Source organism: Pseudonocardia ammonioxydans (genome assembly GCF_900115005.1).
In the GTDB taxonomy this organism is placed as follows: Bacteria; Actinomycetota; Actinomycetes; order Mycobacteriales; family Pseudonocardiaceae; genus Pseudonocardia; species Pseudonocardia ammonioxydans.
On sequence record NZ_FOUY01000006.1, the window covers coordinates 95,075 to 108,941 of the forward strand.

General features: G+C 73.5%; 11 protein-coding genes. 4 read left to right on the forward strand and 7 right to left on the reverse strand.

All coding sequences use genetic code 11. From position 1 onward, the window contains the following. Positions 1-7 precede the first annotated feature (7 nt). From BM093_RS08180 to BM093_RS08190, 3 genes are all read right to left on the reverse strand, one after another. The gene (locus tag BM093_RS08180; protein WP_093339750.1) at positions 8-934 is read right to left on the reverse strand and encodes a cation diffusion facilitator family transporter; all 927 of its coding nucleotides are present in this window, start codon (positions 932-934) and stop codon (positions 8-10) included. A gap of 95 nt (positions 935-1,029) precedes the next feature. Then, on the reverse strand, positions 1,030-3,546 hold the full coding sequence (locus BM093_RS08185; RefSeq protein WP_093340102.1) for an ATP-dependent Clp protease ATP-binding subunit: 2,517 nt from the start codon (positions 3,544-3,546) through the stop codon (positions 1,030-1,032). 74 nt (positions 3,547-3,620) lie between these two features. Then, positions 3,621-4,343 (reverse strand): hypothetical protein, encoded by a 723-nt coding sequence (locus BM093_RS08190; protein ID WP_093339752.1) that lies wholly within the window; start codon positions 4,341-4,343, stop codon positions 3,621-3,623. A gap of 601 nt (positions 4,344-4,944) precedes the next feature. Here BM093_RS08190 and BM093_RS08195 point away from each other — a divergent pair. After that, positions 4,945-6,387, forward strand: a complete 1,443-nt coding sequence (locus BM093_RS08195; protein WP_093340104.1) for an amino acid permease — start codon at positions 4,945-4,947, stop codon at positions 6,385-6,387. 22 nt (positions 6,388-6,409) lie between these two features. Here BM093_RS08195 and BM093_RS08200 read toward each other — a convergent pair whose 3' ends face one another. Beyond that, the gene (locus BM093_RS08200) at positions 6,410-7,726 is read right to left on the reverse strand and encodes an FAD-dependent monooxygenase (protein WP_093339757.1); all 1,317 of its coding nucleotides are present in this window, start codon (positions 7,724-7,726) and stop codon (positions 6,410-6,412) included. Between the two features lie 127 nt (positions 7,727-7,853). After that, a complete protein-coding gene (locus BM093_RS08205; protein ID WP_245773376.1) occupies positions 7,854-9,137 on the reverse strand; it encodes an FAD-dependent monooxygenase in 1,284 nt (427 codons plus the stop codon). Between the two features lie 188 nt (positions 9,138-9,325). Here BM093_RS08205 and BM093_RS08210 point away from each other — a divergent pair, with 188 nt between their 5' ends. Further along, the gene (locus BM093_RS08210; RefSeq protein WP_093339762.1) at positions 9,326-10,753 is read left to right on the forward strand and encodes a lipopolysaccharide biosynthesis protein; all 1,428 of its coding nucleotides are present in this window, start codon (positions 9,326-9,328) and stop codon (positions 10,751-10,753) included. A gap of 30 nt (positions 10,754-10,783) precedes the next feature. Here BM093_RS08210 and BM093_RS08215 read toward each other — a convergent pair whose 3' ends face one another. Beyond that, positions 10,784-11,107 (reverse strand): DUF3040 domain-containing protein, encoded by a 324-nt coding sequence (locus BM093_RS08215; protein ID WP_177238333.1) that lies wholly within the window; start codon positions 11,105-11,107, stop codon positions 10,784-10,786. A 129-nt stretch (positions 11,108-11,236) separates the two neighbouring features. Between BM093_RS08215 and BM093_RS08220 the strand changes: the two genes are divergently transcribed. Then, complete coding sequence (locus BM093_RS08220) at positions 11,237-11,689, forward strand: MarR family winged helix-turn-helix transcriptional regulator (RefSeq protein ID WP_245773377.1); 453 nt, start codon at positions 11,237-11,239, stop codon at positions 11,687-11,689. Here BM093_RS08220 and BM093_RS08225 read toward each other — a convergent pair. Then, a complete protein-coding gene (locus tag BM093_RS08225) occupies positions 11,661-12,563 on the reverse strand; it encodes an ATP-grasp fold amidoligase family protein (RefSeq protein ID WP_093339774.1) in 903 nt (300 codons plus the stop codon). The two genes, BM093_RS08220 and BM093_RS08225, sit on opposite strands and share 29 nt — an antisense overlap. 249 nt (positions 12,564-12,812) lie before the next feature. Here BM093_RS08225 and BM093_RS08230 point away from each other — a divergent pair, with 249 nt between their 5' ends. Continuing rightward, the gene (locus tag BM093_RS08230) at positions 12,813-13,814 is read left to right on the forward strand and encodes a glycosyltransferase family 2 protein (RefSeq protein ID WP_177238334.1); all 1,002 of its coding nucleotides are present in this window, start codon (positions 12,813-12,815) and stop codon (positions 13,812-13,814) included. Positions 13,815-13,867: the final 53 nt, after the last annotated feature.

A 13,867-nucleotide genomic window follows, 5' to 3' on the forward strand; every position in this document is an offset into this window, starting at 1 on the left:
GCCGGCGTCAGCCGCAGTGACTCTCGTGGGCCACGTGCGCGTCGTGCTCGACCTGCAGGGTCGAGTGGTCCAGCCCGAACCGCTCGCGCAACACGTCCGAGGCCCGGTCGAGCACCGACCCGTCGCCGCAGTGCGCCGAGACCTCCTCGTCGACCACCAGGTGCGCGGACATCGCCGGGGTCCGGTCGTTGATCGCCCACAGGTGCAGGTCGTGCACCTCGGTCACCCCGGGCACCTCCAGCAGGGCGTCCCGCACCTCCCCCGCGTCGATGCCGTCCGGGGCGCCCTCGAGCAGGACGTGGGCGGCCTCCCGCAGCAGCCCGACGGCCCGCGGCAGGATCAGCGCGACGATGAACAGCGACGCGACGGTGTCGGCGTACGGCCAGCCCGTCGTCATGAGCACGACGGCGGCGACCAGCACGCCGACCGACCCGAGCGCGTCGCCGAGCACGTGCAGCATCGCGCCGCGCAGGTTCATGTTGCCGCGGTCGCCCCCGGCCAGCACGGCCAGCGAGACCAGGTTCCCGACCAGCCCGAGAACGCCGACGACCAGCAGCGGCACGCCCGGGATCTCGACCGGCTCGAACAGCCGCTGGACGGCCTCCACCGCCACCCAGACGACGACGGCGACCAGGGTCAACGCGTTCAGCGCCGCCACGAGCACCTCGGCCCGGCCCATCCCGTAGGTCCGCCGGTCGGTCGCCGGGCGGGTCGCGAGGATCGAGGCGATCAGGGCCGCCACCAGGGCACCGGCGTCGGTGAGCAGGTGCCCGAGGTCGGCGAGCAAGGCCAGCGAGCCGGTCAGCAGGGCCCCGAGCGCGCCGATGACCGCGGTCGCCGCGGTGACGCCGAGCGCGACGGCCAGCCGGCGCCGGTCGGTCGCCGCGCCGGCGTGCCCGTGCCCACCCTGTCCGTGACCGTGTCCGTGCCCCATGCCACCCACCCTATACATGCACGTATTCGCATGTCGAAACGGATGGGCCTCCGGAGCCCGTGAGTGGTTATCGCGGTCGGAGCCGCGAAAAGCACTCACGGGCCGAATACCAGCTCGCCGTCGCGGGCGTCGACGCGCACCGTGTGCCCCGGACCGATCCGCCCGTCGAGCAGCATCGACGAGAGCGGGTTGTCGAGCTCGCGCCGGATCGTGCGGCGCAGCGGCCGGGCCCCGAAGTCCGGCTGGTGGCCGTGCTCGGAGAGCAGCACCACCGCGTCGTCGGTGATCTCGAGCCCGATGTCCTTGCGGGCCAGCCGCTCCCGCGTGTCCTCCAGCAGCAGCCGGGTGATCTCGGCGAGCTGGTCGGTGTCGAGCCTGCGGAACACGATCGTCTCGTCGATCCGGTTGAGGAACTCGGGCCGGAACACCTCGCGCAGCCGGGGCATCAGCCGGTCGCGCAGGATCTCGTCCTCGCGCTCGGCCGCCGAGGCCTCCTGGGACGCCGCCGACCCGAAGCCCAGCGTCATCCCGTGCCCGGTGATCAGCTCCGACCCGACGTTGGACGTCATGATGATCACGGTGTGCCGGAAGTCCACGGTGCGGCCCTGGCCGTCGGTGAGCCGGCCGTCGTCGAGCACCTGCAGCAGCGTGTTGAACACGTCCGGGTGTGCCTTCTCGATCTCGTCGAGCAGCAGCACCGAGTACGGCCGCCGGCGCACCGCCTCGGTCAGCTCACCGGACTCGCCGTAGCCGACGTAGCCGGGCGGGGCACCGACCATCCGGGCGACGGTGTGCTTCTCCCCGTACTCGCTCATGTCGAGGCGGACCATCCGGTCCTCCTCACCGAACAGCGACACCGCGAGCGCCCGGGCGAGCTCGGTCTTGCCGACACCGGTGGGCCCGAGGAACAGGAAGCTGCCGACCGGGCGGTCCTCGTCGCCGAGTCCGGAGCGGGAGCGGCGGATCGCCTCGGCGACGGCGGTGACCGCGGCGTCCTGCCCGACGACGCGGTGGTGCAGCTCGTCCTCCAGCTTGAGCAGCCGGTCCCGCTCGGCCTCGGTGAGCTGGGTGGCCGGGATGCCGGTGGCCCGCGAGACCACCTCGGCGATCTCGTCGACACCGACCACCGGGGCCTTCCCGTTCGGGTCGGTGGGGTCGGCGGCGAGCTGGTCACGGGCCTCGGTGATCTCGTCGCGCAGCTGCGAGGCCTTCTCGTAGTCCTCGTGCGCGACGGCCTGGTCCTTGTCCCGGGTGAGCTGCTCGACCCGCTGCTCGATCTCCCGCCGGTCCACGGTGGGCGTGCGGGTGCGCAGCCGTACCCGGGCCCCCGCCTGGTCCAGCAGGTCGATCGCCTTGTCCGGCAGGAACCGGTCGGTGACGTAGCGGTCGGACAGCTCGACCGCCGCCCGCAGCGCCTCCGGGGCGTAGGTGACCTGGTGGTGAGCCTCGTAGCGGTCGGCCAGCCCGCGCAGGATCGCGACCGTGTCCTCGACCGAGGGCTCGGGCACCAGCACCGGCTGGAACCGGCGCGCCAGCGCGGCGTCGGACTCGATGTGGCGGCGGTACTCGTCCAGCGTGGTCGCGCCGATCACGTGCAGCTCACCGCGGGACAGCGGCGGCTTGAGCAGGTTGCCGGCGTCCATCGAGCCGCCGCCACCACCGTCGCCCCCGCCGCCGGCACCGACCATGGTGTGCAGCTCGTCGATGAAGACGATCAGGTCCTTGGAGTGCTCGCGGATCTCCTCGATCAGCGTCTTCATGCGCTCCTCGAAGTCACCGCGGTAGCGCGTGCCCGCGACGACGCCGGCCAGGTCGAGCTGGACGACGCGGCGCCCGCGCAGGGTGTCGGGCACCTCGCCGTCGGCGATGCGCTGGGCGATGCCCTCGACGACGGCGGTCTTGCCGACGCCCGCCTCACCGATCAGCACCGGGTTGTTCTTGGTCCGCCGCGACAGCACCTCGATCGTCTGCTCGATCTCGTCGTCGCGGCCGATGACCGGGTCCAGCCGGCCGCCGCGGGCGGCGACGGTGAGGTCCTGGCCGTACTGGTCCAGGGTCGGCGTCGACGAGTCGGCCTGCTCGGCGCCGGGCCCGGCGGTGGGGGCGGCGCCGCCGGGCTGCGGTGCGCCGCTCCCTCCGGAGGTCATCGAGCCGGGGCTGAAGCGGGAGCGGGCCAGCAGCCGACCGGCGGCGGACTCCTCGTTCGCGGCGAGGGCCAGCAGCAGGTGCTCCGGTCCGATGTAGGACGAGCCGATCGAGCGGGAGATCTGGTGCGCGTCCAGCAGTGCTCGCTTCGCCGACGGGGTCAGGGCCGGGGGCCGGGGGTCGGTCGCGTCGCTCTTCGGCAGGCGCTCGTCGAGGGTCCGCGCGATGACGTCGGGGTCGCCACCGGCCCGGCTGATCCACTGCCGGGTGGTCTCGCTGCGGGCACAGGCCAGCAGGATGTGCGTGGCGTCCAGGTCGGTGTCACCGCGCTCCATCGCCTCCTGCGCCGCCCGGGCCATGATCTCCCGGGCGCCCGCGCTCATCAGGCGGGTCAGGTCGATCCGGTGCACCGGGCCGCGCGGATCGCCGGGGCCGCGCGGGTCCCCCGGGCCGAAGAAGCCGGTCATCATTCACCTCTCGTCGGGGACGGCCGATCCGGAGCCTTCCCCGTGGGAGCGCACGTCAAACCGGGTCGGGCCGATCAACCCGCGCCGTCGGCGTGCGCGCCGGCGCCGCTGGGGGTGCCGTCGGCCAGCACATCGCCGGCGGGTGTCCCGCCGGCCGGGATCTCGACCGCGAGCACGGCGTCGGCGACGTCGCGGCAGACCGCCCAGCCGTACCCGGCCCCGCGCTCGGCCGGGTAGCTCGTCAGCACCGCGAGGGACCGTTCCCGCCAGGCCAGCACGCAGTTGAGGTTCCACCCGCCGTCGCCGTGCAGCGTCCAGCCGTTCTTCTCCGCCACCGCCCCCGGCAGTCCGGTGTGGATCCCGGACCGGCCGTCCGGGGTGATCGAGGCGAGGTCGGTGAGCAGCTCGGCGCCGCCGGTCCAGTCCGGGGCCCGGTCGCGCACGCACCCCAGGATGCGGGCGGCGTCGACCGCGGTGACCCGGGTGAACGACCACCATCCCGGGCGCGAGGTCTCGACGTCGACCTCGCACACGTCCTCCAGCCGGGCGATGGAGGCGTCCCGGCCGAGCCCGCGGTACAGGCGTTCGGCGGCGGCGTCGTCACTGGTGCGGACGGCCGCGGTGATGTCGGCCCGCTCCGCGGCGGTCACCGGGCGCCCGGCCTCGGCCGCGGCCCGCAGGGTGTCCGCCGCGAGCCAGGCCTTGATCGTCGACTCGGCCTCGGTGCGGGCGGTGTCGGCGTTCGCCGAGCCGGTCCACCGGTCCGCAGCCGTGTCGAGCAGCGCCCAGGACAGCACCAGGCCGTCCTCGCCCGCCCGCCGACCGGCACCGTCCCGGGCGGGTGGGCGAACACGTCGCGGGGCTCCGGGCCGGCCGGGGCCGCCGGGATCATCGTGGCGACCAGCTCGTCGAGGGTCCCCGGCAGGACGGACCGGGCGGTCTCCCCCGCCAGGGCGGACGGGGCGGTGTCCCCCGTCAGGGCGGACGGGGCGGGGGCCTCCCCGCGGGCCGGGGAGGCCCCCGGCGCGGCGGCGCCCTGCAGCGCGCCCGACTCCGGACCGGCCGGGGCCGCACCGAGCACGGCAGGCAGCGCCACGACCACCGCCGCGGCCAGCACCCCGGCGCAGCGACGCAGGCGCTCGGCCACCGCTCTCCCGTCCCGGGAGCGGCCGGCGGCGACACCGCCCGGGGGTACCGGCTCCCACCACGTCGTCCGCCCCGGGCCCGTTCGTACCGGCCCCGCGGACGGTCCGCCCGGCCACCGGGGCGGCGAAACCGGACGCACCGGAAGGATACGGGCACCGAGGGGTCCCGTGCGCGTTCGGCGCGGCCGAGCGGCATACGGTCACGCAACGGTCGGACGATCTCGGGGGTGATGGCGTGGCGTGGACACGCACGATGCCGGTGGAACGGATCCTGGCGCGCAGCCGGTCGGACGCGGACGACTCCGGGTCACCGCTGAAACGCACGCTGCGTGCCCGTGACATGGTCGGCTTCGGTGTCGGCATCATCATCGGCACCGGGATCTTCACCCTCGCCGGGGTCGAGGCGAAGGAGCACGCCGGCCCCGCCGTGACCCTGTCGTTCCTGATCGGCGCGGTCGTCGCCGGTCTGGCCGCGGTCTGCTACGCCGAGCTGGCGTCGTCGGTCCCGACCGCGGGCTCGGCCTACACCTACGCGTTCACCACCCTCGGCGAGGTCTTCGCCTGGATCATCGGCTGGGACCTGCTGCTGGAGTTCGGGCTCGGGCTCGCGGTCGTCTCCCGCAGCTGGTCGGGCTACCTGGCCGAGCTGTTCGGGCTGCCGACGGCCTGGTTCGGCGAGGACGCCACGGTCAACATCGGCGCCGTGGCGATCATCGCGATCCTCACCGTGGTCGCGGTCGCCGGGATCCGCGAATCGTCCCGGCTGACCAACCTGCTCGTGCTGGTCAAGCTGGCGGTGTGCCTGCTGATCGTGGCCGTCGGCGTGTTCTACGTGAACCCGGACAACCTGACGCCGTTCGTCCCGCCGGCCCAGCCGCCGGAGGGCGGGGGCAGCGTGTTCACCCAGCCGGTCGTGTCCGGGGTGTTCGGGCTGGAGCCGACCGTCTACGGCGTCGGCGGCATGCTCACCGCGGCCGCGATCGTGTTCTTCGCCTACACCGGGTTCGAGGCGCTGGCGAACCTCGGCGAGGAGGTCCGGCGCCCGGACCGCGACCTGAAGATCGGTCTGCTCGGCGCGCTCGGTGTGTGCGCGCTGCTCTACATCGCCGTCTCGCTGGTACTCACCGGCATGGTCCCCTTCACCGAGCTCGACACGGGGGCCCCGCTCGCGGTCGCCTTCGCCGACGTCGGCCTGCCCTGGATCGGCATGCTGATCTCGATCGGCGCAGTCACCGGGCTGACCTCGGTGATGATGGTCGAGCTGGTCACGATCGGCCGGATCGGCTTCGCCATGGGCCGCGACGGGCTGCTGCCGCGGGCGATCGGCACCGCGCACCCGCGCTGGGGCACCCCGCACCGCATGACGATCATCGGCGGTGTGGTCTGCGCGCTCATCGCGGCGTTCACCCCGATCACCGCGCTGGCCGACATGGTCTCGATCGGCGCGCTCTCGGCGATGATCATCGTCGCGGTCGCCGTGCCGGTGCTGCGCCGGACCCGACCGGATCTGAAGCGCCCGTTCACGGTCCCCTTCTCACCGGTGATCCCGGCGATCACCGCCCTGGCCTGCCTCTACATGATGCTGAACCTGAACCTCGACACCTGGATCCGGTTCGTCGGCTGGCTGGCGATCGGCATGCTGGTCTACGTGTTCTACGGCCGCAAGCACTCGTTCCTGGCCCGCGAGAGCGCCTGAGCGCCGGCCGCACGCACCGGACTCAGCGCCTGCCGGGGCCGATCTCGCCCCGGCGCAGTGCCCGTCGGACCCGCCGGGCCTGGGTGAGTCGCTGGCGGACCTTGCGGACCGGCTCGGCCTGGGTGGCCCCGTGCAGGCGGCGGTGGAGCCGGCCCTGGTCGTGGCGGCGGTTCAGCAGCGACCAGGCGAACGCGACCGGTTCGGTGCCGTCGAGGCGGCCGGGCCGGGACTCGAACCACTCCATGCTCCCGCGGGCCATGCGCTGCACACCCGCCATCGCCGCCCGGCGCTGCGCGTCGTAGCCGGCCAGCGCGGCGTCCACGTCGATCCCGCCGTCCGGGTCACCGCCCGTCGAGGCACCGCCCGTCGAGGCACCGCCTGCCGGGACACCGCTGCCCGTGCCCCCGATGCCCGTGCCGCCGGGGTAGAGGTGGTCGGCGAGCGCGATCGCGTCCTCGACGGCGAGCACGGTGCCGGAGCCGATCGCGAAGTGCGTGGTGTGCGCGGCGTCCCCGGCCAGCACGACGTGGCCGTCGCGCCAGGACAGGTTCCGCACCTCCCGGAACCGCTGCCACGGCGCGCCGCTCATCCCCGGCGGCGCAATGAGCCGGTGCCCGTCGAGCGTGCGGGCGAACACCCGCTCCAGCATCCGCATGGCCTCGTCCGGGTCCATCCGGTCCAGTCCGAGCCCGGTCCAGGTCTCCGGGCTGCACTCGACGATGCAGGTGCTCACGCAGTCCGCGGCCGGGTAGGCGTGGAACCAGATCCAGCCGGCGTCGGTCCGCTCGAAGGTGAAGGTGAACTGGCGGAACGGCTTGGCCGTGCCGAACCAGACGTAGAGGTTGCGGCCGTGGCTGATCCGGGTGCCGAAGGCCTCGGCCCGGGCGGTGCGGATCGCCGAGCCCACCCCGTCGGCCGCGACGACGACGTCGGCGTCGGCCGTGACCGGGTCGGCGGCGAGGTCGCCGTCCGGGGCGACCTCGGTCTCGTGCAGCACCGTCACCCCGAGCTCACGGGCCCGGTCGGTCAGCACCTCGAGCAGCCGGGCGCGACCGATCGAGTAGCCGTAGCGGCCGCCGAGGTGGACCCGCTTCGGGCCGACCGTCACCACCTGGGAGTCCCAGACGTGCGCGGCCGCCCGCACCCGCTCCGCGCCCACCGGGTCGGTCCGGTAGAGGTCGTCGAGGATGTCCTCACCGAGCGTGACCGCGAAACCGGCCGCGGTGCCCGGCGGCCTGCGTTCGGCCAGGACGACCTCGTCGCGGCCACCGGAGCGCAGCCGGGCCAGCAGCGAGAAGTACAGGCCCGCGGGCCCCCCACCGACGCAGACAATCCTCACGAACGTCCCCCAGCACGGTCGTCGCCTTCATTGCTGCACGCAATGTAGGACGTCGGCGGAATCGCCGTGCCGCGGTGCCGCGTACGGTCGGCGAGCCTTCGTCAGGCTGCGTTCAGTGGCACGAGGGTCACGCTCCGTCACCCTCCGGGCGGCCGGTTGCCGCCCGCCGCGCCGCGCGGCGCACCCGGCGTGCGGTGGTCAGCCCACGGCGGACCTGGCGCAACGCCGGGATCTGGGTCGCGCGGTGCAGCTGGTAGTGGATCCGGCCGAGATCGCCGCGCCGGTCGGCCAGCGACCAGGCGAAGTCGACGGGGTCCTCGACCCGGTCGAGCTGCCGGCCCGCCTGCTCGAACCAGTGCATGTTCCGCCGGGCCATGTCCTGCACCGGGGTCACCTGCGCGCGGCGGCGCGCGTCGTAGGCCGCCAGGGCCGCGCCCCGCCCGTCCGGGTCGTTCAGGTCGACCACGTCGACCCTCGCCCCACCGCCCGTTGCAGCACCGCCCGTCGCGCCACCTCCCCGGCCCGGCCCGTAGAGCGCGTCGGCCAGTGCCATCGAGTCCTGCATCGCCAGTACCGTGCCGGAGCCGATGCCGAAGTGCGTGGTGTGCGCGGCGTCCCCGGCGAGCACGACCTCGCCGTCGCGCCAGGTGCGGTTGCGCACCTCCTTGAACCGCAGCCACGGCTGCTCGCCCAGCCCGCCCGGCGGTTCGACGATCCGCCGGCCGGCCAACGTCCGCCCGAAGACCGACTCGACCAGGCGCACGGTGTCCGCGGGGGGCGCGCCGTCCAGGCCCAGCCCGGCCCACGTCTCGGGTTCGCACTCGACGATGCAGGTGCTCAACCCGTTCGACGACGGGTAGAGGTGGATCCAGACCCAGCCGGCGTCGGTGCGCTGGAAGTCCCAGACGAAGGTGTCCGAGTCGCTCTCGGCACCGAGCCAGACGTAGCGGTTGGCGCCCTCGTCGATCGTGGTGCCGAAATGCTCGGCGCGCGCCTCCCGCACCGAGCTGGCGATGCCGTCGGCCGCGACGATCACGTCCGCGTCGACCTCGTCCCGGCCGGCGGTCGTGCCGTACTCGATCCGGACGCCGAGCTGCTGGGCCCGCCGCGCCAGCACGTCGAGCAGCTCCACCCGGGCGATGCTGTAGCCGTACTTGCCGCCGACGTGGGCCGCCGGGTGGTCCGCGACCCGGATCTCCTGGGCGCTCCACAACCGCGCGGCGTCGCGCAACGCGGGCCCACCGGCCGGGTCGTACCGGAAGGCCTCGTCGAGCAGGTCCTCGCCGAAGGTCACCGCGAACCCGTGGGTCCGCCCCGCCGGGTTGCGCTCGTGGACCACGATCTCGTCCCGGCCGCCGGACCGGATCGCCGCCAGGACGGCGAAGTAGAGGCCGGACGGGCCCCCTCCCACGCAGGCGATGCGCAACGTGTCCCCTCCCGGAAACGTCGGACCAGCGGTGCGCGGTCACGGTAGCGCAGCAGCCACCCGCGCCCGCAGGCGCTTCGCGCAGCCGCTCCGGACGCCGAACGCCCCCCGGCGGCCCGGCGCGGCCGGTCTCGTAGCGTGGGAGTCGTGCACACGGCGAACGCGACCTCCCGATGAGCGTCGGCGCGCTCGTGTCCGGCCGGGTCCGGTCGATGCGCCGGGAGATGGCCAACCCGCTGTACCGCAACGCGTACGCGCTGATGCTCAACACCGTCGTCAACTCGGTGTTCGGGCTGCTGTACTGGGTCTTCGCCGCACGGGTGTTCAGCACCGAGGACGTCGGGCGGGGCAACGCCCTGGTCAACCTGATGCTGATGATCTCGGTGCTGACCTCGCTGAACTTCGGTCAGGCGATCATCCGGTTCCTGCCGACGGCCGGTCGGGACTCCCGTTCGCTGGTCCGGCTCGCCTACGGCGTCTCGGCCGCGGCCGCGGTGGTCGGGGCGGCCGCGGTGATGGCGTGGTGTCACTGGGCCTACGCCCCGGGCGACCCGCTGCACGTCTCGTTCGGCTTCGGCGCCTGGTTCGTGGTGTCCACCGCCGCGTGGTCGATCTTCAACCTGCAGGACCAGGTGCTGACCGGGCTGCGGTCGGCGCTGTGGGTGGCGCTGGAGAACGGTGTCTACGGCGTCGTGAAACTGGTGCTGCTGGTCGCGGTGTCGTTCACCTCGATCTCCGACGGCGTCTTCACCTCCTGGTCGGCCCCGGTGATCGCGCTGCTGGTGCCGTTCACTCTGCTGATCTCGCGGCGGCTGCTCCCCCGGCACAGCGCCGAGTCCGCGACCGTGGAGGGCGCCGGCGCACCGGGCCGGCGCACGCTGACCCGCTACATGGCGGGCGACTACCTGGGCCAGGTCTTCAACCAGGCCATGTCGTCGTTCCTGCCGGTGCTGGTGGTCATGGTGATCAGCCAGTCGGCGAGCGCGTACCTGCTGCCCGCACAGACGGTGTTCCAGGCGATGACCATGCTGTCGGTCGCCATCACCTCCGCGCTGGTCGTGGAGGGGTCACGGCAGCCGGAGCGGGCCCACCTGTTCGCCCGCGCGGTGCTGCGGCGGATCTGCGTGATCGTCCTGCCGGCCGCGCTGCTGATCGCGCTGGCGGCCCCGCTGCTGCTGTGGTTCTACGGGCCCGACTACGTCGAGAACTCGACGTTGCTGCTGCAGCTGCTGATGATCTCGATGATCCCGCGGATCGTGGTCACGCTGTGGATGACCAAGTCGCGGCTGGCCAACCGGACCTTCGGGCTCGCGGTGCAGCAGCTCGTCCACGCGATCATCGTGCTGGGCGGGGTGCCGCTGCTCGCCCCCACCCTCGGCGTGGACGCCGTCGGCTGGGCCTGGCTGGCGGGCGAGGTGCTGCTGGCGCTGGCCTTCGCCCCCTCGGTCGTCCGCTGGCTGCGCCGCCCGCCCCCGCCCCAGGACGCCGGGCCGGGCCCCGGTGGTGGTGACGACGACGGTGCGGACAGCGCCGACGACACCACGGGGCCGATCGGCGGCCCGGACGAGCGCACCCACGAGATCCCCCGCGTCCGGGACTGACCGGAAGCCGGGCCGGACGGGGCCGGTCGCTCAGGGCGGCGGGAGACCGGAGGGGCCCGGCGTCTCGCCGGAGCGCGGGTTCGTGGCGCCGTAGGGCTGGACCGGGTAGCGCCAGGCCACCCACACGAGCCCGGTGCCGGCCACGGCGGCCAGTGCACCGGCGGGGCTGCCCAGCGCGAGCAGCAGGAACCCGGCGACGGCGGCGACGACGAGCGCGACCCGGGCCCCGGGGATCCGGCGGGCGGCGGGCATCCGCTGCTGGTCACGCCGGAAGCGGGCGACGAACCCGGGGTCGTCCGCCGAGAGCCGACGCTCGAGGTCCTCCAGCACGCGGTGATCGCGGTCGTTCGGCACGACGCACCTCCTCCCTCGCAGGCACACCGCATTTGTATCGCATTACGATACAAATCGCACGGCGCGGCCCCACCGCCCGGGCCGGTGACGCAGACTGGACGGGTGCCCCGGCAGGACGATCCGAAACCCTTGACGAAACAGGACTTCGAAGCGCTGGCCCGCTTCCGGTTCGGGATCCGGCGCTACCTGCGCTTCAGCGAGGTGATCGTGCGCCGGCACGGGCTGACCCCACAGCAGTACCAGCTGCTGCTCGCGCTCAAGGGGTTCCCCGCCCGCGACTGGGCGAGCGTCGGGGAGCTGGCCGACCGGCTGCAGCTGCGCCACCACAGCACCGTCGAGCTGGTCAACCGGGCCCAGACCCAGGAGCTGGTGCAGCGCACCCCCGACCCGGAGGACGCCCGGGCCGTGCGGGTCGGGCTCACCGCGCACGGCGAGCAGGTCCTCGGCAGGCTCAGCGCCCTGCACCGCGACGAGCTGGACCGGATGGGCGGGGTGCTCGCACCACCGGTGTGGGAGGGCCCCGGCCCGGCCGGGAACGGCCGGGCGGACGGGGTCAGCGGAGGGTCCGCTCCCGGTCGATGAAGCGCTCCGGGATCGGGGTGCCGTGGCGCCAGAGCTCGCCCAGCGCGCGGTCGAAGGCGCGCGGGCGCAGCCGGACCAGGCCCCCGCCCGGGTTGTGCGTGATCTCGCCGAAGTAGACGTGGCCGTCGACGTCGTAGAGGTCGACCCGGGCGAAGGTGAAGTCCTTGCCCAGCGTCCGCGCGATCTCGAGCATCCGGTCGTAGGAGGCCGGCCGCTCCGGCAGCGCGTCGGCCTGCCCGAACCGGCCGGAGATCCGGAACGGCACCCAGTCCGGGTGCAGCATCGTCGAGGTGTGCGCGACGAACCGGTCCTGGTCGACGACGACCATCGTCGGCTCGCCGTGGAACACGAAGAACTTGTAGTCCGCGGGCGGCTTGCTGCCGTCGCCCAGGTACTCCTCGACGACCGCGCGCGGGGTGAGCCCCTCGTAGGGCCGCTCCCGCCAGCCGTGGGTGAAGAAGTCGGTGCGCAGCCAGCGGGCGACCGTCGAACGGATCCGCGCGTGGTCCGCGGCGGCCGGGTGCGGGACCAGGATCGTCATGTCGCAGCCGTGCGTGCCCTTGACGACGTAGGGGCCCTGCGGGGTCTCGAGGTCGAGCTCCTCGGCCCGCTCGACGACCTGGATCAGCGGAATGAGGTGCTCGGCCCCGATCCGGTCGGCGACGTGCTCGCGCACCCGGTACTTGTCCGCCGTGACGTGCACCAGCTCGGACTGCTCGCCGAGGTTCTTCCGCGCCAGGAGCTGGGCGTAGGTCCGCGGATTCCGGAACGTCGTGAACTCACCCTGGAACAACAGGTGATGCAGCATCGCGAACGCGCGATGAGGCAGGAATCGGAGCCGTCGGGACAGCATCACCCGGGCGTCGAACGACATTCCCGGAGAATAGTGCAGCGCCCTTCCCGACCCCCGGTCGCATCTCCGGACCGAGCACGGAACGCAACATCGTCGTGACCCACAGGTACCGAGGCCCCCGCAACCCTTCGAATCCGGAGCGGTTCCGGTTCACCGGCGACGATCACACGGTCGGGGCAGCGCCGGCGTCCGACCGTCCGGCGTCACCCTCTCCGGAACCGATCGCACTCCGCGCGCACACCCGGAAGGGGGCTTGATAGCGTGCCGCTCGTGCGGAACAGCAGCGTTCTCGTGACGGTGATCACGCCGGCCTACAACGTGGGGCCGTGGATCGGCGAGGCCATCGACTCCGTCCTCGCACAGACCGAGACCCGTTTCGAGTACGTGGTCGTCGACGACGGTTCCACCGACGACACGGCCGAGGTCGTGCGTTCCCGGGCCGAACGCGATTCCCGGATCCGGCTGATCCAGGTCGAGAACGGCGGATCGGGTGCCGCGCGCAACCGCGCGCTCGCGGAGAGCGCCGCGCCGTTCGTGGCGTTCCTCGACGGCGACGACCGCTGGCACCCGCAGTTCCTGCGGCACATGCTCGAGACCCTGCACACCGCCCCGCCCGGGGTCGGGATGGCCTACTGCCACACCCGGGTCATGCTCGAGAGCGGGCAGGTCGTGGCGCTGCGCTGGCAGCCGTCGGGCCGGATCGACCTCGACCGCCAGCTCGTCGAGAACAACCCGCCGCACAACGGCAGCTCGCTGATGATCCGCCGGGCCTGCTTCGACCAGGTCGGCGGTTTCGACTCGTCGCTGCCCTCGGCCGTCGACTTCGAGATGTGGCTGCGGATCGCGGCCGGTTCGCACTACCCGTTGATGTGGGGCACCCGCCGCTACCTGCTCGACATGCGGCTGATGCGGACCGGGTCGATCAGCTCGAACCGCCGTCGCCGCTTCGAGTGCCTGGACAAGGTGATCGCCGAGTACGCGCCGGCGATGCGCCGCCAGCATCCGGGCATGGCCTACATCCGGCCCGCGGTGTTCGCCTACCGCGACGGCCTGGACGACTTCGGGGACCGCTGGGCGCTGCTCGCGCGCGAGGCGGGCACCCGCGAGCTCGCGCGCGACTCGTGGGGTCGTTCGCTGCTGGGCTGGAGCGGCGCGGGCCGCGAGCGGCGCGCCCAGCTGCGCTCCCTGCGCGACACCGCCCGCAGCGGTGCCTACAAGGGGATGTCCGGCGCCCTGCGCACCGCCGGACGGCTGCACTCCCTGCGCGGCTGACGCCCGGTCACGGCCCGCGCCCGGACACCGGCCGTGGGGCATCATGGAGATCC

Coding starts and splice junctions, on each gene's coding strand:
- BM093_RS08180 (WP_093339750.1), bottom strand. CDS start 934: ATGGGGCACGGACACGGTCACGGACAGGGTGGGCACGGGCACGCCGGC.
- BM093_RS08185 (WP_093340102.1), bottom strand. CDS start 3,546: ATGACCGGCTTCTTCGGCCCGGGGGACCCGCGCGGCCCCGGCGATCCG.
- BM093_RS08195 (WP_093340104.1), top strand. CDS start 4,945: ATGCCGGTGGAACGGATCCTGGCGCGCAGCCGGTCGGACGCGGACGAC.
- BM093_RS08210 (WP_093339762.1), top strand. CDS start 9,326: ATGAGCGTCGGCGCGCTCGTGTCCGGCCGGGTCCGGTCGATGCGCCGG.
- BM093_RS08225 (WP_093339774.1), bottom strand. CDS start 12,563: ATGTCGTTCGACGCCCGGGTGATGCTGTCCCGACGGCTCCGATTCCTG.